This window comes from Guptibacillus hwajinpoensis, assembly GCF_020171785.1.
In the GTDB taxonomy this organism is placed as follows: Bacteria; Bacillota; Bacilli; order Bacillales; family Guptibacillaceae; genus Guptibacillus; species Guptibacillus sedimenti.
Genome location: NZ_JAIVAE010000011.1, coordinates 112,891 through 131,384 on the forward strand (window position 1 = coordinate 112,891; position 18,494 = coordinate 131,384).

An 18,494-nucleotide genomic window follows, 5' to 3' on the forward strand; every position below is an offset into this window, starting at 1 on the left:
GAATTTGCTTTATAATACAAAGTGGATTAATGGATGGAGGAACAACGATAATGAAACAATTTGATAGATTAGAGCTTAAGCCATTCTTAATTGAAGCGCTAGAAGCTCAGAAATTCACAAGACCAACTGAAATACAAGAGAGACTTGTGCCAGCTATACGTAATGGTGAGAGTGCAATTGGACAATCACAAACGGGATCAGGTAAAACACTTGCCTTTCTTTTACCGCTTATTCATCGTATTGACCGTGAGAAGAATGAATGTCAGGCCGTGATTACAGCACCAACTCGCGAACTAGCTGATCAAATATATAATGAGGCATTAAAATTAATCGAGCCGCTTTCAGAAGAAGAAGCGATTTCCATCAAAAAAGCCGTAGGTGGAACGGATCGGAAACGCATGATTAGTCGGATGAAAAATACGCCACATATCGTGATTGGAACACCAGGAAGAATTAAAGACCTTGTTGAAGAGCAAGCCTTAAGCGTTTTTCCGGCAACTATGCTCGTAGTAGATGAAGCTGATCAGATGCTAGATATGGGTTTCATTGAAGATGTGGATTATATTGCTTCAAGAATGGCAAAAGAATTACAAATGCTCGTATTCTCTGCAACAATTCCAAAGAGTCTGCAACCATTTTTGAAGAAATATATGGACAACCCTAAATTTGTTGAAGTCAATGCTGAGCAGGTAACGGCTGATAAAGTAGAAAATATTTTTATACCAGCCCGATATCGTGAGAAGAAAGAGTTGCTGCTTAATGTAACAAAAGCCATCAACCCTTATTTAGCTCTTGTCTTTACGAATACGAAACAAACGGCTGATGAAGTAGCTGACTTTTTAATTGAGAACGGGCATAATGTAGAGCGACTTCATGGCGGTGTTCAAGCTCGTCAACGGAAGCAAATTATGAAGAAAATTCAAGAAGCTGAATGTCAGTATGTCGTAGCGACAGACCTTGCTTCACGAGGGATTGACATAAAAGGCGTGTCGCACGTTATAAATTTTGAATTACCGAAAGATCTTGATTTCTATATTCACCGCGTTGGTCGAACAGCACGTGCAGGTCAGGATGGAATTGCTTATACACTTGCAGAGCCTTCCGATCAACAAGCGATTCAAAAGCTGTCAGCAAAGGGAATCAGTATTGCATATAAAGAGGTAAAGAACGGGGAATGGGTAGAAGCGAAACCTGTAACTCCTCGTAAAAAACCTACTTCATCAAAGCCGGACGTTTTTGTACCAAAGCCAAAGAAAGTTAAACCAGGGTACAAAAAGAAAATGCAACAAGAGCGTGACAGAATTCAGCAAAAGCAACGTAGAAAATAACTCAAAAACCCTCTTAATACAGAGGGTTTTTGTCTGCTTTATTATGATAAATGCTATCGTTGGATGTGATGTCGCTAGTGTGTCATCAAATCAGTAGAATGGAAACAAAGTTAAAAAGGGAAGGGCTGAAGATTATGTTAAAAATAGGATCTCACGTTTCAATGAGTGGAGATAAAATGCTACTTGGAGCAAGTGAAGAAGCTGTGAAATATGGTGCAACAACTTTTATGATCTATACGGGTGCCCCTCAGAACACAAGACGTAAGGCGATTGAAAAACTCAACATTGAACAGGGCGCAGCTCACATGAAGGAACATGGCATTCAGGATATTGTGGTACATGCTCCGTATATTATTAATATTGGGAATACAACGAAGCCAGAAACATTTCAGCTTGGAGTTGATTTTCTTCGTTCCGAAATCGAACGGACCCATGCTCTAGGAGCCCGTCAAATTGTCTTACACCCTGGTGCTCATGTAGGAGCGGGGGCAGACAAAGGGATTCAGAAGATTATTGAAGGATTAAATGAAGTTCTTACACCGGAGCAAGAAGTACAAATTGCTTTAGAGACAATGGCAGGGAAAGGATCTGAATGTGGAAGAAACTTTGAAGAGCTAGCTCAAATTATTGACGGTGTGACGCATAATGAGAAGCTATCTGTCTGTTTTGACACGTGTCATACTCACGACGCGGGCTATGATATTGTTAATGACTTTGACGGTGTATTAAATGAATTCGATCGTATTGTTGGGATCGAGCGATTGAAGGTTCTTCACGTAAATGATAGTAAAAATGAATGTGGGGCAGCGAAAGACCGCCATGAAAATATTGGTTTTGGTTATATTGGTTTTGACGCTCTAAATAAAGTGATTCATCATCCGCAATTAAAAGAAATTCCCAAAATCCTAGAAACACCGTATGTAGGAGAAGATAAGAAAAATAAGAAAGCGCCGTATAAACTTGAGATTGAAATGCTTCGTAATAAGAAGTTTGATGATGATTTAAAAAACAAGTTAATGACTGTCTAACAAAAAACCGCTTCAGCGGTTTTTTGTTATTGATTTAAAAAAGATAACATTAACTTATTTACACGTGACGCAACGGAAGGACTAACTTCACGGCTTATTTTCAATAAAATGCGCTTTCGCTGTGTTTGATTTGCAATATCGATATTTTCTTGTTTCAATATTTGGACAATTTTCTTTGCATCTCCTGTGGTAAGTGTAATACCATATTGTTTAGATAGCTGAAGTAATTCTTCAGCCGTAATACGGTTCAATTTGAAGTTTACAAGTTGAAGTTGTATTGGATTCATCACGATGCCCCCTTTGCCTATCTCATACTATGCATCCTCCTTGTGATGGTGTTCAAAATTGTATAAGAAGCTTTCATGTCTTTTAGTACAAAGAGAATTTTAATATAATAAGTAATAAGATTTTACTTTGGAACTTTCTGGAGGGTGTAATGGAAAAAAAACAGCATAGGAAAGAAAGTAAAACGCACTTAATTTACCGTTTACTTATGATTATGATTGGCGCTTTTCTCGCTGCAGCCGCTATTGAATTGTTTCTTGTTCCTAATCAATTAATTGATGGAGGAATAATTGGCGTTTCTCTGATTCTCGATCACCTCACACCCTTTAATTTTGCTATTTTAGTGGTTGTTTTAAATCTTCCGTTTATGTATTATGGCTACAAACAAATTGGAAAAACGTTCGCATTTTCAACCCTATTTGGAATTATAGGGCTTGCGACTTTTGAAACGCTTCTTCATCATACTGCGCCATTTACCACTGAGCCAATTTTGGGTACGGTGTTTGGTGGGCTAACTTTAGGACTTGGAGTTGGGCTAGTTATTCGACATGGAGGCTCAATGGATGGGACGGAAATATTAGGTATTCTCTTAACAAAAAAAATCCCTTTTTCAATTGGCGAATTTGTTATGTTTACAAACATTTTTATTTTTACCTGGGCTGGTTTTGTATTCAGTTGGGAAAATGCCATGTATTCTGTAATGGCGTATTATATTGCATTTAAAACAATAGATACTGTCATTCAAGGTCTTGATGAAACAAAAGCAGTATTAATTGTATCAGATTTATATGAGGAGATTTCTGATGCGATCCTTGATCGACTTGGTAGAGGAACAACAAAACTGGTTGGCAAGGGTGGTTATACTGATGAAGAAAAAGAAGTAATCTACGTGGTTATCACTCGTCTTGAGGTTACAAAGCTTAAAAGTGTTATTTATGATATTGACCCCCATGCATTTCTTACGATTATGAATACGCAGGAAACGAGAGGTGCAAAATTTAAATCACCAATTCATTAGGCTCCTTAAATTGGGGCCTTTTTTCTTATATAAAGATGTTCATTGCTGAGCAAAATAGTAGAAAGGTTTGAGATATAAATGTTAGGGTATAAACTTAACTGGTGCTCTTCAGCTTTATTAAAACCAGTTGTAAAGGAGTGCAACACTATCAACTTTATTCAAAACAACCTAAAAAAAACTCTGTCAATGATCACTGCTATTGTTCTAACACTTGTACTAGCTATCATTCTCGTACAATTTCACTTTTTTAACGAACAAGTTGCCGATGCGAAAACAACGGTTGGGGAGTTGGATCAAAAATCTTCCCAGAACGATCAGATCAAAACACAGACAGCGATAACTAGATTAGAGAAAGAAACGGGCTATTCACTCGGTACGCAATCAGTGAGTGTAGAAGAATGGAAACAAGCAAAAGCATACTCTGAGCAATTTTATAATGACAGTGAAGGAAAGTTTAACAAAAAGTGGGGGTTATTTCTAACTTACCAGTCAATGAAAGTAGATATTGATCCTGCAATTGCTTATGAGCTTCTAAAGGTAGAAACAGGTAATACGTTTGATCCAGAGCTTATCGGTCCAGAAACAAAATATGGGCATGCGTATGGCATGGCTCAATTTATGAAGAATACCGCCCCGTGGATTGCTGATATGGCTGGTATTGACTACTCAGAAGAAAAATTATTTGACCCTTATTTTTCAATAACCCTTTCTGTCACTTATCTTGATTATCTTTATGACAAATATGATAATTGGGATGAAGCGCTGACGGCTTATAACCGTGGCATCGGTGGATTAAAAACCTATGTAGCAAATGAAGGAACACCTAGAAGTGGTTATTCAGACGAGATTCAAGAAATGGCTAGTAACCATGATATGTAGTTGAAATAGCACCTTCGCTTCGTTCATAATGGAAGCGAAAAAACCCTCTACTTTAAACTAGAGGGTTTTTTTGATGGTTTAGTATTTATAAATAAGAAAATGGATTCTGCATTAATTTTTGTTGACTATTAATGGGGGGTTCATTTGTATTTCTTTCAACATAGTGATAAATACCATTACTATCCTGAACTCTTGCTTTCTCATTATCCTTTAGAATCAGGTCTAACGTTAATTTTACTTTTTCCTTTAAATTGGATTGGAGTATAGGAAATAAGATTTCAATTCGCTTATCCATTCGTAAAAGCTCCAAAAGGAAAACTGTGGTAATGCTTCATTTGACGATTTTCTAAATAAGTGATTTCCGTACTGCCTCCACCTATATCAATTGTATAGCCATCTTGAAGGTTTGTGGACTAAATGACAGAAAGATAACCGTAGTAAGCTTCTTCTTTTTCACTTAGAATGTTAACTTTGAAATCTGTTTCATTCTCTATTAATCCCATAATCGCACTTCGGTTTTTCGCTTGTCGGACAGCTGCAGTTGCAATTAAGTTAACTGTTTTTAAGTCATACGATCTTGTGACGGTTTGGAAGTGCTGCAAAGTCGTGAGGATGACATTTAAACCTTCTGGATTAATTGTTAAGTCTTCTTCAAGATAGGAGCGCAAACGAGCTGTAACTTTGAGATTTTGTTCTTCCTGTAATTCACCGAATGAATTTAATTTATAGATAACAAGCCGAATCGTATTGGATCCCATATCGATGACAGCATAATAAGATTTTCGAGACAAGGTGAAATTCATTTCTAAAAATGAATTTTGTTTTCATTATACATGAAGATGAAAAAGGGAAGTGACATCGGTATTTTAAATTTACAAACACTCCTGATGTCATGTATACTACATAATGTAAATCGTAATGATTCTTATAGATGGTAGGTAATAAAATGAGTACTTCTAATAATTTAATTGATCTTAAGGACATTTCTTTCCATTATGGAGATGGCAATGTACTAGAGGATATTACTTTCTCGATCCCTCAAGGGGCCTTTGTTGGATTGGTGGGACCGAATGGATCTGGAAAATCAACTTTAATTAAAATTATCTTCGGTTTATTAAAAGCTCAAAAAGGTTCTGTTCATATTTTCGGTAAAAAAATGAGTAAATTTCATGACTGGAGTAAGATTGGTTATGTTTCACAAAAAGCCAATAGTTTTAATTCTGGTTTTCCTGCTTCTGTTTTTGAAGTTGTTTCAATGGGACTGACAAGCAAACTGGGTTTATTCAAATTTATGAAAACAAATGATCGTAAGGCAGTCATGGATGCTCTGCAATTAGTTGGAATGAGTGATTTTGCATCCAGTAATATTGGGGAACTTTCAGGCGGCCAGCAACAACGGGTATTTATTGCAAGAGCATTGGTCAGTCAACCGGAAATCCTGATTCTTGATGAACCGACAGTAGGAGTAGATGCGAATTCTACAAGTGATTTTTATGAGCTTCTCGGTAAGCTGAATAAGGATAATGGGATTACCTTATTGCTTGTTACACACGATATCGGAACGATTACGGACAAAGTGACGCACGTTGCTTGTCTAAACAAAACGCTTCATTTTCATGGAGAAACGAATGAATTTGAACAGTTTAATGAACGTGAATTATCAGGTTTTTATGGCCATCATGTTCATGTATTAAGTCACGATCATGATCATGGAGGCTTTTAGAAAATGATTCAAGCTTTATGGAAATTTGAGTTTTTACAGAATGCCTTTATGGCAGGTATCTTAATTGGAGTTATTGCACCGCTTCTTGGGGTATTTATCGTTGTTAGAAGACAGGCATTAATTGCAGATGCCTTATCACATATAACACTTGCTGGAATTGCCGCTAGCCTGCTTCTGGGCAAGTATTCTACATTTTGGCAAGGTGTTAATCCTGTTTATATGGGAATGGGTTTTTCAGCAGCGGGCTCGTTATTTATCGAACAGCTTCGTAAAGTATATAAACATTTTGAAGAGCTTGCTATTCCGATTACGCTGTCTGGTGGCATTGGTCTAGGGGTTGTCTTTTTATCTTTAGCAGATGGATTTAATTCGGATTTGTTTAATTATTTATTCGGAAGTGTTATTGCTATTAGTCGAAGTGACTTAATGGCAGTTGCAATCATTAGTGTGATTGTCGTTATTGTCGTAACGCTATTATATAAAGAACTGTTTTTCCTTTCATTCGATGAAGAACAAGCAATTGTATCAGGGGTAAGGGCAAAATGGATTCATTTCATTTTTATTTTACTCGTGGCATTTGTAATTGCTGTTTCAATGCAAATTGTAGGGGTCTTATTGGTTTCTGCACTAATGACGCTTCCTGTGGCCGCTAGCATTCGAATTGCACGTGGATTTAAGCAGACGATTGCCTATTCAATCATTTTCGGTGAGATGGCTGTACTTGGAGGACTTGTCCTGGCCTATTATCTTGATATCGCGCCAGGTGGAACAATCGTTCTTTTATCAGCATTTATTTTACTGTTCGTACTTTTGGTAAAACGAATTAAACAATGGAAATCTTAACATGATGAGGTGGAAGTATGAATGTCTCTACAGCATTGCGTATTTTAAAAGAACAAGGCTATAAATATACGGAGAAGCGCGAAGATCTTGTGACGTTATTTGCTAAAGAGAAGAGGTATCTCTCCGCGAGAGATGTACTGAACCATATGCAGAGAAGTTATCCAGGGATGAGCGTAGATACGATTTACCGAAATTTGACGCTATTTACCGACCTAACTATTTTAGAAGAGACGGAATGGAATGGTGAAAAGCGCTATCGACTTAGCTGTGCAACACAAAGTCATCATCATCACCTCATTTGCCTGGACTGCGGAAAAACACGTCATATTGATTCTTGTCCTATGGAAGCTATTCCAGTGGGGGATACAGGGTTTGAAGTAACTGGTCATAAATTTGAGGTGTATGGACGCTGTGACGAATGTCAAGTAAATTAAAAGCGGTAGAGCTCAGGCTCTGCCGCTTTTGTTGTGTAGTTGAATCCATTGACGTGCTTCATGCCACGATTCTAATCGGGAAACATTAGAAGGTACGGTTCCTTGATTATAAGGTGTATTAAAAAGAATAACAGGTATTTGACACTCCTCTGCAATGGCACAAGCATTATCATGTTTGTCTTCAAAAAATACGTCAACACCATGTTTTTTTATCGCGTCAATTTTATCATGTTTTCCAATAAGCTCAATGTGATGGAACGGAACAGAATTTGCAGCAAACCAATTTTTTGTTGTGTCTAGAAGGTGGTTTCCTCTGGCACTGATGTAGAAAAGGTCGTACTTTCCTTCCCAAGATTTTAATATTGAATGAGCATCATCAGCGATTATTGCGTTAGCATAAATGTTTTTCTCATTTGCTTTTAACCACTTGAAGAATTCATCTTTATGAATGCCGAGAATATTCGCAAGATTATACTCTGTTAGATCATCAAGTGACAATTTCTTATTAAATGATGAGTTTAAGTATGGAAGGAATGTTTTAGGACTTGTGACTGTTCCATCAATATCAAGTCCGAGTCTTTTGATAGTCATGATAAAACCCCTTTTTGTGATCTCACATATTATCATAACACAGAAGCAATGACCTTGAGTTGGAAGGATCTTACTGAAGAATGAAACATAATCTTTGGTTTGCTTACGAATACTAAGCATGCTCCACAACAAGGCAAAGTGAGGGATGTATATGACAGAAGACAGACAAGATGAGGATCTGGACCTAATCGAGGAGCGAGAGGTACGCGCTGAAGAGGATTACTATGAAGAAGCAGCAGCGGAAGTAGCTCCCGGTGTAATGGACCGCCCTTATTTACAGTCACCTGAAAATGAACGTCCAACTTCTGAAGAGCATCATGAACACTTTGAAGCTAAAAGACAGGAACAAGAAAAAACGGGAGTAGGTATTGGTGTAGCAGCTCTTGCTCTGTCCGTTATTTCTTTGTTTATTCTTCCCGTGATTCTTGGAGCAGCGGGAATTGTCGTAGGATTTGTTGCTAGGAGAAAGGGACTGACAACGCTTGGATCATGGGCGATAGGTGTCGGTGCCGCTTCAATGATCATCAGCTTATTCTTCGCACCGTTCTTTTAGTTAAGTAACAGAAATAGAAAAGCCAGGCACTCTTTCGTGCCTGGCTTTTCGTGTCTACAGGAACAGTTTCTTAAGAGTTAGCTTCCGCTTTCTCTTTTTCTTCTGCCATTTTTTTGTAGTGTTCTTCTGCTATTTTATCTACTTCTTTTTTCAATTCTTCTACCATTGTTTCTTCAGGAACCTTGCGTATGATTTCTCCGTGACGGAAGAGAAGACCTTCACCTCTAGCGCCTGCAATACCAATATCAGCTTCACGTGCTTCCCCAGGACCGTTAACGGCACAGCCAAGCACAGCTACTTTAATTGGTGCTTTAATCGTAGAAATATACTCCTCAACTTCATTTGCAATCGAAATTAAATCAATTTCAATCCGTCCACATGTTGGGCAAGAAATTAATGTCGCAGCATTTGCAGCAAGACCAAATGATTTAAGAAGTTCTCTAGCTACTTTCACTTCTTCAACAGGGTCAGCACTTAGAGAGATACGTGCCGTGTTTCCAATACCTTTAGAAAGAATAACACCTAAACCAGCGGCACTTTTCACTGTACCAGCAAATAGCGTTCCAGATTCTGTGATCCCAAGGTGTAATGGATAATCAAATGAGCGAGCTGCGAGCTCATAAGCTTCTGTAGCAAGTTGTACATCAGATGCTTTCATTGAGACAATGATATCGTAGAAATCAAGGTCTTCAAGAATTTTAATGTGGTGAAGGGCACTTTCAAGCATACCTTCAGCCGTTGGATATCCGTATTTCTCAAGGATTTTACGCTCTAGTGAACCAGCGTTTACCCCAATACGAATTGGAATACCTTTTTCTTTAGCTGCCTTTACAACTGCCTCCACTTTTTCACGACGCCCAATGTTACCTGGGTTAATTCGAATCTTGTCAGCTCCACCTTCAATGGCTTTAAGGGCAAGCTTGTAATTGAAATGGATGTCAACGACAAGAGGAATATTGATTCTTTTTTTAATTTCTGGAATCGCATCTGCAGCTCGATCATCTGGACAAGCAACACGTACGATCTGACAACCAGCTTCTTCAAGACGATTAATTTCAGCTACTGTTGCTTCCACATCGTGCGTTTTAGTAGTTGTCATACTTTGAATAATAACTTCATCGTTACCGCCTATCGTTAAAGGACCTACTTTAACAGGTCTTGTTTTACTACGGTGGGTAATTTCATTCATGCGAAAATCGCTCCTTTTACATGTAGGATTGCTTACCTCATGATTTAGATCGCTTTTATATGCTTCCCTAGTAGGGAATAAGACTCATCTGTAATACTATCCCATTGTAGCAACTTTACAGAGCTATTGACAAGAAATAATCACTGAGCAGATGTGTTGGGATAAGTTGGTATCTTATATTCTTTTCCTATTTGTATCCCTGTAGGATGAATTTTGTTTAATGTTTCAAAATCGTGAACAATCGTTTCAATTGCTACAGGAACCGATCCATTTGCCTTTTCCACTAAAGAAAGAACGGTATCACCAGCGCTAATTTTGTATACCACATAGGGGGCATCGTCTTTGGGTGGAGCGAGTACTTCTGCTGCTTCAGACTCCACTCTGGGTGAGGGGAGTGTCCCAGTTGTTAAATCATAGTAAGTGGTGTGAAGAATTAGGAGTAAAAGGATTCCCATTAGCAGCTTTTTCATCGCTCTCACCTTCCTATCGTGTTTATTTCTTTTATATATAAGTATGCTTGTCCTTCCATGATATGACAGGTTTCTTAATGAATTATCTTTTCTTTCGAGCAACTGTCGAGTAGAATACAAGGAGATGAGAAGTCTTAACATTTACTCATCGAGCAAGCCTTACGTTAAAAAAGGAGATCAAAACATGTTTAAAAAAGTAATGCCATTTTTTCTGTCAATGTTGTTGATCATGTTCATTGTGCCAATTGTAACGTTCGCTGATGCTAGTGTTGGTGATGTCATTGTGACACTTGGTGAAGATTTATCAGAAGAACAAAAGCAAACGCTATTAGAAGAAATGAAAGCACCAGACGACGTCATGACCGTGACGGTATCAAATGAAGAAGAGCATAAATACCTTGGCAACTATATTAGTAAAGCCTTAATTGGAACGCGTGCCTTGTCTTCCTCCTCGATTACAATTGGTGAGAAAGATGCTGGGTTAAGTGTGGAAACAAAAAATATCAACTGGGTTACAGATGAGATGTATGCCAATGCTTTAATAACAGCTGGAGTAAAAGACGCTGATATCTACGTAACAGCACCAACGGAAGTATCCGGTACGGCAGCTTTAACTGGTTTGATTAAAGCGTATGAGTTAAGTTCAGATGAAGTCATTCCTGAGGAACAGAAACAGGTTGCAAATGAGGAGTTAGTAACGACTGCTCAATTAAGTGATAGTATTGGTGCTGATAAAGCAACAGAGTTAATGACGAAAATTAAAGATGAAATTGCTACAAACCCCCCTGAGACAGAAGAAGACATGAGAACGATGATTAAACAAACGGCTAGCGATTCAGGAATTGAACTAACTCAAGAAGAACTAGACGGACTTGTAGCACTGTTTAATCGAATGAAGAATCTCGATATCGACTGGGATCAAATGAAGAGTCAGCTCGAGAATGCGAGAGAAAATCTTGATGAATTTTTAAACAAAGATGAAACACAATCTTTTATTAAGAAAATAATTGATTTCTTTATTGCGCTTATTGATGGAATAAAAGGGGTATTTCAATCGTAAAGTGACAATGGACTGAAACTTTCTTCTCTCGTTATACGTATTAAGAGTGGAAAGAAAAGGAGGGAGCGAGGATGGAAATCCTATCTTTGCCTGCAGTTGGTTTTCTTGTTGTCTTACTTAGCGTGCTTTTCTTATTCGGAGAGTTGCTTGTTCGAGTAAAAGGGATTTTTGGATTGATTGGAATCCTAATCCTTACATTCTATTTCAGTTACCATTTAACATCATTATCATCTATGGTTTGGATGGGTCTTGTGTTTGCAGTTGGTCTAGGATTAGTTATTCTAGACGGAAAATTATTGAATGACGGAACGTTTGGCCTGATTGGATTAGCAATGATGGTAACGGCAGTTGCTATACCTTCCCCAACTTTTCTATATGGACTGCTTGTTTCAAGTGGATTTTTAATTGGAACCGCGGCGTCCTTTCTATTTTTAAGAGTATTTCCTGCCAGGTCTATGTGGACGAAGATGACGCTAAAAGATCGTCTTAGTAGTGAAATGGGGTACAACTCAATGAATGTGGAGTATAAAAAATTAGTTGGAGAAACAGCTATCGCTCTTACTCCGTTTCGACCGAGTGGTACAATTGAAATGAACGATAAAAAGTATAGCGCGATTTCAGCAGGAAGCTGGATCGATAAGGATACGGTAGTTGTCGTAACCTCCGTTGATGGAACGCGCATTGTAGTGGAAGAAAAGAAGGTAGAAAGTAAACGTCATCCGATATAAAACTGAGCCTCGAGTCATAGATTCGGGGTTTTTTTCATATTCTTTACTAATCCGTTTATCCCGATCTCTAAACTAGGGTTGACAGATTGTTAGATAATAGTTAAGATTTAGAAAATAACTTATCAAGAGAGACCGAGGGACTGGCCCGATGACGTCCAGCAACCTGCCTTCGAGGCAAGGTGCTACTTCCAGCAAAATGGAGTCCATTTTGGAAGATAAGGTGAATTAAGGTAACCTAATCTGTCTTTCCAATTTGGGAAGGCTTTTTTAGTTGTTTAGCCTCTCCTATAGATTATGATGAGCAAGGGAGGTTGCAAGATGGGAAGCAAGGAGCAGAACTTTTCAGACGTTGCAGCGCGTATTGAACGAATGCTAAGCACGTTGAAGTATGGATCGATTACACTTGTCATTCAAGATGGAAAGGTGATTCAACTTGAAAGAAAAGAAAAAGAACGACTTTAATTTTAGCGCTGACTAGAGACACTAGAGGCGGTTCTAACCACGGTGGTTAGGACTGCCTCTTTTTTTAGGATAATTTGATTGCCATAGGAGGTTTTGTAATGGAATGGTTATATGAGAACTGGTCAGGCGAGGAGCCGGAATTCAATCAGGATTCAGATACAAAAGGAGCATTGGAAGTTCTTAATTGGGCCTATCAAACTTATAAAGAAGACATCGTATATGCATGTAGTTTCGGTGTGGAAGGTATTGTTCTCATTGATTTGATTTCTCATGTAAATGAGGAAGCTGAAATTGTTTTTTTAGACACCGGACTTCACTTTAAAGAAACGTATCAATTAATTGAGAAAGTAAAAGCAAGATATCCAAAGCTTAAGATAAAGATGAAGCAACCAGAAGAGTCTGTAGAAGAGCAAGCATTAAGTAAAGGGGAGGCACTTTGGGAGAAGGATCCAGGGCAATGCTGTAATTTACGAAAAATTGTTCCTTTACATGAAGAATTAGACGGCGTAAGTGCCTGGATATCGGGCTTAAGAAGAGAACAGTCGCCTCTAAGACAAAAAACGAATTATTTAAATCGAGATAAAAAATTTCAGTCCATAAAAGTTTGCCCACTCATTCATTGGACGTGGAAAGAAATTTGGCGCTACGTCTACGAGAAGGATCTACCATATAATCCCCTTCATGATCAAGGCTATCCGAGTATCGGCTGTGCCGTATGCACAGAAAGTGTTTTGAGTGGGAGCGATTCTAGAGCGGGAAGATGGGCAAGTCAGGAGAAAACAGAGTGCGGATTGCATCTTGATTCTGCATCAGGCCGATGACGATTCTCGTCATTATAGTTGCGCTGTTCTTTGCAATGAATATTGGAGCAAGTGGTGCAGCTGCCTCAATGGGTGTGGCTTATGGAGCTGGGGCCATTAAGAGAAGAGGAACTGCACTAGCATTATGTGCTTTAGGAATAGTAGCCGGGGCTGCTTTTGGTGGAGGAAATGTTATAAAAACGATGGGGAGTGGGATTATTCCCACCTCAGTACTAAATCTAAAAGTGATTTTAATAATATTCATTTCAGCTACAACGGCACTTTTTCTAGCAAATTTAATGGGCATCCCTTTATCAACAAGCGAAGTGACTGTTGGCTCGGTTGTAGGGGTGGGCATTGCATATCGTGCATTGTTTTTTTCAAATGTGATGGTCATTATGCTCCTGTGGATTATTATTCCGGTTATTGCTTTTGTGGCAGCCTTATTAGTGGGGAAGGTGTTGAATGCTTTCAAAAAGCGTTTAAACCTTACAACAAAATGGCAAAGATCGCTTACTGTTGTACTAATAGTTGCTGGATTTCTTGAAGCATTCTCTGCAGGAATGAATAATGTAGCCAATGCAGTTGGTCCTTTAGTGGGAGCGGGAGTTCTTTCCCTTTCTCACGGTGCGTGGTTAGGAGGGGCATTTGTTGCTTTAGGTGCACTTGTATTTGGAAGCCGCGTACTTGAAACAAATGGCTATCGCATTACACGGTTTTCGCTAGGTGAAGGGTGTGCGATATCGGGTACGAGCGCTGGGCTAGTAATCGGTGCTTCCTTGTTTGGCATTCCAGTACCACTTACTCAAATCACCACTTCTTCAATCATTGGAATAGGAACTGCAAAAGATGGTTTTCAGCTCTGGCAAAAAGATGTTATTACAAAAATGCTGAAGGTATGGGCCGTTTCACCAGTTTTTTCACTAGTTATTTCTTACAGTATGATTAAGCTTTTTCTAGAAAGTGACCTGTACACGTTAATCGCAATCGGAAGCGTTATTCTTGCAACGGTAGGATCAGGAAGTTTGATTCGATCAATTCGTACACAAAAAAGAACCTTACAAGAAAAAGAAAGTTTATAATACATTTTATTTTGGAGGAATTATCATGACAACAATTCAAGCACATGGTGGAAAACTAATCGATCGTTTTAACCCAGATAAAAAGATAGAAGGAATTCAAAAAGAAATAGAATTAGATAAAACCGCTTTAAGCGATCTGGAATTGATTGGAACTGGAGCATATAGTCCATTAACCGGTTTTCTTAATGAAAGTGATTACACATCAGTTGTTCATCATCTTAAATTAGAAAACGGTTTGCCATGGAGTATTCCCATTACGTTACCAGTAACCGATAAAGTCGCTAAGAAACTCTCTCTTGGCGATGAAGTGAAGCTTATAAGCGAAGGAACCGTATATGGTACTGTGACCGTTGAATCGATCTATCAACCAGATAAGGTAGTAGAAGCAAAACATGTTTATTTAACAGAGGATAAAGATCATCCGGGTGTCAAAAAAGTCTATGATCGACCTAATGTATACATTGGTGGACCTATTTCACTTATTAAAAGAAGCGAAAAAGGTCAGTTCGATCGTTATCATTTTGATCCAGCTGAAACGAGAGCTTATTTTGAAGATCAAGGTTGGCAGACAGTGGTTGGATTTCAAACGAGAAACCCTGTTCATCGAGCCCATGAGTATATTCAAAAAACAGCTCTCGAAACAGTGGATGGGCTTTTCTTAAATCCACTGGTAGGTGAAACGAAATCAGATGACATTCCAGCAGAAATCCGCATGGAGAGCTACGAGGTTTTGCTTGAAAATTACTATCCTGCTGATCGTGTTCATCTTGGAGTCTTCCCGGCTGCGATGCGCTATGCAGGGCCTAGAGAGGCAATCTTCCATGCGATTGTTCGGAAGAATTTCGGGTGCTCACATTTTATTGTTGGCAGAGACCATGCTGGTGTAGGTAATTATTATGGCACGTATGACGCCCAGAAAATTTTCAGTCGATTTACAAGTGAAGAATTAGGGATCACTCCGCTCTTTTTTGAACATAGTTTCTATTGCAAGAAGTGCGATAGCATGGCTTCAGCGAAGACGTGTCCTCATGGGAAGGAACACCACGTCATTTTATCAGGTACGAAAGTACGGGCGCTTTTACGAAATGGCGAGCAACCTCCTGCAACGTTCAGTCGTCCTGAGGTAGTTGAGATTCTTATTAAAGGAATGAGCAAAAATGCGGTTAAAGCATAAGGAGGAGATTCGTCATGACAGTAAACAATAATTTAACGTGGCACGATACAGTAGTAACAAAGGAAATGAGACAGAAGAGAAACCAGCACAAAAGTGCTGTTCTCTTCTTTACAGGGTTGTCAGGGTCGGGGAAATCTACATTAGCGAATGACGTATCACGAAAGCTCCATGAATTAAACGTTCAAAGCTATGTGCTTGACGGAGATAATATTAGACAGGGATTAAACAAAGACCTTGGTTTCAAAGAAGAAGATCGTAAGGAGAACATAAGGCGTATTGGAGAGGTATCAAAGCTCCTCGTAGATAGCGGTCAATTTGCGATTACTGCGTTTATTTCTCCTTATCAAAGTGATCGACAAGTTGTGCGAGAACTCCTTTTGAAGGATGAGTTTATTGAAGTGTATGTAAAGTGTCCTTTAAATGAGTGTGAGCTCCGAGATCCTAAAGGGTTATATAAAAAAGCTCGTAGTGGAGAAATCCCTCACTTTACTGGGGTGTCCTCTCCCTATGAAGAACCCGTTAACCCTGAATTGATCGTTGATACGTACAATGAAACAAGAGAGAGGTGCGCAGAAATCGTTCTTTCTTATCTAGTAGATCATCAGTTAATCACAACATGAGTATCCAATAAACAGTTGGGTTTATTGAAATAAATCATATAGAGGAGGAAATGAAATGGGGAAAGTTTTCCTAGTTGGAGCAGGGCCAGGTGACATTGATTTAATTACAGTAAAAGGTGTGAAATGCATTGAGCAAGCAGATGTCATCCTTTATGATCGACTCATTAACAAAGAACTATTAGAGTATGCCAAAGAAGGCGTTGAGCTAATCTATTGCGGCAAGCTACCAGACTACCATACTTTAAAACAGGAAACCATTAATCGTTTTCTCGTAAAACATGCGCTAAAAGGAAAGATTGTGACAAGATTAAAAGGTGGTGATCCTTTTGTATACGGTCGAGGAGGAGAAGAAGCTGAAGCTCTTTCGAACCATGGGATTCCGTTTGAAATTGTACCTGGTATTACTTCCGGGATAGCTGCACCTGCCTATGCTGGCATACCGGTGACACATCGCGATTTAAGTTCAACATTTGCGTTTGTAACAGGACATCGTAAAGATGGTGAAGAGGAAGAATTACGCTGGGAAAGTCTTGCAAAGGGAATCGATACCCTTGCCATTTATATGGGAGTGAAAAACTTACCGTATATATGCTCAATGCTTCGTAAGTATGGCAAGAAGAAAGAGACACCGGTTGCCCTCGTCCATTGGGGTACAACTCATACTCAACAAACAGTTACAGGAACTCTTGAAACAATTACAGACGATGTGAGAAAGGCAGATATTCAAAATCCGAGTATGATTATAGTAGGGGAAGTTGTGAACTTAAGGGCGAAGTTAAACTGGTTTGAAAAAATGTCGCTAGATAAACAAACCACGAAGACTGTCGTAAGTGCATTATAGGAGGTGAATGAAAGTGAAAGCTGTTCTCTATATTTGTCACGGTAGCCGTGTAAAAGAGGGAAGAAATCAAGCTTTAGAATTCGTTAATAAATGTAAAGAAGAACTTTCGTACCCAATTCAAGAAACTTGTTTTCTTGAGCTTTCAGAGCCTGATATTTTCGGAGGCATCACTGCTTGCGTCAAAAAAGGTGCGCTCGAAATTGTAGTCATACCGGTTTTGTTACTTGCTGCTACTCATGTGAAGAAAGATATTCCGAATGAAGTAGAGCGTGTCTCTAAACAATTCCCGTGGGTAACTTTTCACATAGGTCGTCCACTCGGTATTCATGATAAGTTGATCTCTGTCATTGAAGAAAGAGTAATGGAAATGAATGTCTCCCCTCGAAAGGATGCTAGTGCGCTTCTCGTGGGGAGGGGAAGTAGTGACCCTGATACCCTAAGCGATTTAGATCAAATCGCAAATCGAATACTTGAGAAGATACCGTTTCAAAAAGTGTCTGTGTGCTATCTTGCAGCAGCGAACCCAACTTTTGATGAGGGGATTAAACAGGCCCAATTAGGCAACAATAGTCAGGTTTTTGTCATTCCTTACCTTCTATTTACAGGTATATTAATGAAAGAAATGGAACAAAAAATAAGCAGTCTAGAAAAAGGTGGTCCAGATTTTTATCTTTGTCACTATCTTGGCTACCACAAATTATTGATAGATGTATTGAAAGAAAGGGTTGTAGAAGCATTTGAGGGAGGAAGCGGATGAGCGAGTATCCTGTTTCTCTAAACTTGACAGAAAAAAGAATCGTTATAGTTGGCGGAGGTCGTATCGCACTGAGAAAGCTTAAAGGTTTACTTGGGTGCGGTGCTATTCTTACAGTGGTTAGTCCTGAAATTAATGAAGAGATCAAAAATCTTGTGGATTTTGACTCTATCACTTTCGTTGAACGAGAAGTTAAAGGAAGTGATTTACAAGACGCATTTTTGATTATTGTAGCGACAAACTCGTTTGAAGTGAATGAATTTGTCATTAATCAAGCAGGAGATCATCAGCTAGTCAATGCTTCTCACCAGGCTGATCGAGGAAATGTGTCTTTACCTGCTACGCTTAAGCGAGGGAGACTAATTATTTCTGTTTTTACAGGTGGAGCGAGTCCTCTGCTCGCAAGAAAAATCCGAGATGATCTCTCTTCTAAGTATGATGAGTCATATAGCAAACGTTTGGAGTATTTATATGAAAAGCGGTTGGCCATAAAGAGCGAAAACATAAGCGAAATTGAAAAGAAGAACGAATTGGAAAAAGTTATGAATCATGCATTAACCGAACCACTTGAAATTGATTAGTCTAGACTTTTACATAAATGGTGTGTCAGGATGGTATTAATCATGTAATAA

The 18,494-nt window shown here is 38.8% G+C and carries 23 protein-coding genes, 1 pseudogene and 1 riboswitch; of the genes and pseudogenes, 18 read left to right on the plus strand and 6 right to left on the minus strand.

Going from position 1 to position 18,494, the window contains the following annotated elements; translation table 11 throughout:
* Positions 1 to 50: 50 nt before the first annotated feature.
* Together LCL91_RS16610 and LCL91_RS16615 are read left to right on the plus strand one after the other, a co-directional pair.
* Positions 51 to 1,328 (plus strand): DEAD/DEAH box helicase, encoded by a 1,278-nt coding sequence (locus LCL91_RS16610; protein ID WP_098444271.1) that lies wholly within the window; start codon positions 51 to 53, stop codon positions 1,326 to 1,328.
* Between the two features lie 134 nt (positions 1,329 to 1,462).
* Positions 1,463 to 2,356, plus strand: a complete 894-nt coding sequence (locus LCL91_RS16615) for a deoxyribonuclease IV (protein ID WP_224883944.1) — start codon at positions 1,463 to 1,465, stop codon at positions 2,354 to 2,356.
* 26 nt (positions 2,357 to 2,382) lie between these two features.
* Here LCL91_RS16615 and LCL91_RS16620 read toward each other — a convergent pair whose 3' ends face one another.
* Complete coding sequence (locus LCL91_RS16620; RefSeq protein WP_098444270.1) at positions 2,383 to 2,643, minus strand: DUF2624 family protein; 261 nt, start codon at positions 2,641 to 2,643, stop codon at positions 2,383 to 2,385.
* 149 nt (positions 2,644 to 2,792) lie between these two features.
* On the opposite strand from LCL91_RS16620, the gene LCL91_RS16625 reads away from it, so the two are divergent.
* On the plus strand, positions 2,793 to 3,659 hold the full coding sequence (locus LCL91_RS16625; RefSeq protein WP_098444269.1) for a YitT family protein: 867 nt from the start codon (positions 2,793 to 2,795) through the stop codon (positions 3,657 to 3,659).
* A gap of 78 nt (positions 3,660 to 3,737) precedes the next feature.
* Entirely contained in the window at positions 3,738 to 4,538 is an 801-nt protein-coding gene (locus tag LCL91_RS16630) for a lytic transglycosylase domain-containing protein (RefSeq protein WP_224883946.1), read from the plus strand.
* Positions 4,539 to 4,623: 85 nt separating this feature from the next.
* On the opposite strand, the gene LCL91_RS16635 is transcribed toward LCL91_RS16630, so the two are convergent.
* Positions 4,624 to 4,833 carry a hypothetical protein gene (locus LCL91_RS16635; protein WP_224883949.1) on the minus strand — a complete coding sequence of 70 codons (210 nt, stop codon included), beginning with the start codon at positions 4,831 to 4,833 and terminating at the stop codon, positions 4,624 to 4,626.
* Positions 4,826 to 5,341, minus strand: a pseudogene (locus LCL91_RS16640) (hypothetical protein). The gene LCL91_RS16635 and the pseudogene LCL91_RS16640 overlap by 8 nt, the downstream one beginning before the upstream one ends.
* A 143-nt stretch (positions 5,342 to 5,484) precedes the next feature.
* Here LCL91_RS16640 and LCL91_RS16645 point away from each other — a divergent pair.
* Genes LCL91_RS16645 through LCL91_RS16655 form a run of 3 tightly spaced genes read left to right on the plus strand, consistent with a single transcriptional unit; the run spans position 5,485 to position 7,538 of the window.
* Entirely contained in the window at positions 5,485 to 6,261 is a 777-nt protein-coding gene (locus LCL91_RS16645; RefSeq protein WP_160918751.1) for a metal ABC transporter ATP-binding protein, read from the plus strand.
* A gap of 3 nt (positions 6,262 to 6,264) precedes the next feature.
* Entirely contained in the window at positions 6,265 to 7,104 is an 840-nt protein-coding gene (locus LCL91_RS16650; RefSeq protein WP_098444265.1) for a metal ABC transporter permease, read from the plus strand.
* A 17-nt stretch (positions 7,105 to 7,121) separates the two neighbouring features.
* On the plus strand, positions 7,122 to 7,538 hold the full coding sequence (locus LCL91_RS16655; protein ID WP_224883950.1) for a Fur family transcriptional regulator: 417 nt from the start codon (positions 7,122 to 7,124) through the stop codon (positions 7,536 to 7,538).
* Between the two features lie 12 nt (positions 7,539 to 7,550).
* On the opposite strand, the gene LCL91_RS16660 is transcribed toward LCL91_RS16655, so the two are convergent.
* Positions 7,551 to 8,129 (minus strand): hypothetical protein, encoded by a 579-nt coding sequence (locus tag LCL91_RS16660; RefSeq protein ID WP_224883953.1) that lies wholly within the window; start codon positions 8,127 to 8,129, stop codon positions 7,551 to 7,553.
* 151 nt (positions 8,130 to 8,280) lie between these two features.
* Between LCL91_RS16660 and LCL91_RS16665 the strand changes: the two genes are divergently transcribed.
* Complete coding sequence (locus LCL91_RS16665; protein ID WP_159783226.1) at positions 8,281 to 8,682, plus strand: DUF4190 domain-containing protein; 402 nt, start codon at positions 8,281 to 8,283, stop codon at positions 8,680 to 8,682.
* Positions 8,683 to 8,752: 70 nt separating this feature from the next.
* On the opposite strand, the gene ispG is transcribed toward LCL91_RS16665, so the two are convergent.
* Together ispG and LCL91_RS16675 are read right to left on the minus strand one after the other, a co-directional pair.
* A complete protein-coding gene (ispG, locus tag LCL91_RS16670; RefSeq protein WP_098444261.1) occupies positions 8,753 to 9,871 on the minus strand; it encodes a flavodoxin-dependent (E)-4-hydroxy-3-methylbut-2-enyl-diphosphate synthase in 1,119 nt (372 codons plus the stop codon).
* 140 nt (positions 9,872 to 10,011) lie between these two features.
* Complete coding sequence (locus LCL91_RS16675) at positions 10,012 to 10,341, minus strand: hypothetical protein (RefSeq protein ID WP_224883955.1); 330 nt, start codon at positions 10,339 to 10,341, stop codon at positions 10,012 to 10,014.
* A 184-nt stretch (positions 10,342 to 10,525) separates the two neighbouring features.
* Here LCL91_RS16675 and LCL91_RS16680 point away from each other — a divergent pair, with 184 nt between their 5' ends.
* From LCL91_RS16680 to LCL91_RS16725, 10 genes are all read left to right on the plus strand, one after another.
* Positions 10,526 to 11,401, plus strand: a complete 876-nt coding sequence (locus LCL91_RS16680; RefSeq protein ID WP_160918757.1) for a DUF1002 domain-containing protein — start codon at positions 10,526 to 10,528, stop codon at positions 11,399 to 11,401.
* A gap of 71 nt (positions 11,402 to 11,472) precedes the next feature.
* Positions 11,473 to 12,129 (plus strand): NfeD family protein, encoded by a 657-nt coding sequence (locus LCL91_RS16685; protein ID WP_160918758.1) that lies wholly within the window; start codon positions 11,473 to 11,475, stop codon positions 12,127 to 12,129.
* A 116-nt stretch (positions 12,130 to 12,245) separates the two neighbouring features.
* A riboswitch (SAM riboswitch) is annotated at positions 12,246 to 12,351 on the plus strand.
* Positions 12,352 to 12,447: 96 nt separating this feature from the next.
* Positions 12,448 to 12,591: a YezD family protein gene (locus LCL91_RS16690; RefSeq protein ID WP_098444257.1), complete on the plus strand. Its 144-nt coding sequence runs from the start codon at positions 12,448 to 12,450 to the stop codon at positions 12,589 to 12,591.
* A gap of 98 nt (positions 12,592 to 12,689) precedes the next feature.
* On the plus strand, positions 12,690 to 13,412 hold the full coding sequence (locus LCL91_RS16695) for a phosphoadenylyl-sulfate reductase (protein ID WP_224883958.1): 723 nt from the start codon (positions 12,690 to 12,692) through the stop codon (positions 13,410 to 13,412).
* Complete coding sequence (locus LCL91_RS16700) at positions 13,409 to 14,473, plus strand: inorganic phosphate transporter (RefSeq protein ID WP_224883961.1); 1,065 nt, start codon at positions 13,409 to 13,411, stop codon at positions 14,471 to 14,473. The genes LCL91_RS16695 and LCL91_RS16700 overlap by 4 nt, the downstream gene beginning before the upstream one ends.
* 25 nt (positions 14,474 to 14,498) lie before the next feature.
* Complete coding sequence (gene sat, locus LCL91_RS16705; RefSeq protein WP_224883963.1) at positions 14,499 to 15,647, plus strand: sulfate adenylyltransferase; 1,149 nt, start codon at positions 14,499 to 14,501, stop codon at positions 15,645 to 15,647.
* A 14-nt stretch (positions 15,648 to 15,661) separates the two neighbouring features.
* On the plus strand, positions 15,662 to 16,267 hold the full coding sequence (cysC, locus tag LCL91_RS16710) for an adenylyl-sulfate kinase (RefSeq protein WP_159783212.1): 606 nt from the start codon (positions 15,662 to 15,664) through the stop codon (positions 16,265 to 16,267).
* A 55-nt stretch (positions 16,268 to 16,322) separates the two neighbouring features.
* Positions 16,323 to 17,108, plus strand: a complete 786-nt coding sequence (cobA, locus tag LCL91_RS16715) for a uroporphyrinogen-III C-methyltransferase (protein ID WP_224883965.1) — start codon at positions 16,323 to 16,325, stop codon at positions 17,106 to 17,108.
* A gap of 13 nt (positions 17,109 to 17,121) precedes the next feature.
* Positions 17,122 to 17,865: a sirohydrochlorin chelatase gene (locus LCL91_RS16720; RefSeq protein ID WP_224883967.1), complete on the plus strand. Its 744-nt coding sequence runs from the start codon at positions 17,122 to 17,124 to the stop codon at positions 17,863 to 17,865.
* On the plus strand, positions 17,862 to 18,443 hold the full coding sequence (locus tag LCL91_RS16725) for an NAD(P)-dependent oxidoreductase (protein ID WP_224883969.1): 582 nt from the start codon (positions 17,862 to 17,864) through the stop codon (positions 18,441 to 18,443). The genes LCL91_RS16720 and LCL91_RS16725 overlap by 4 nt, the downstream gene beginning before the upstream one ends.
* The last annotated feature ends 51 nt before the right edge of the window (positions 18,444 to 18,494 follow it).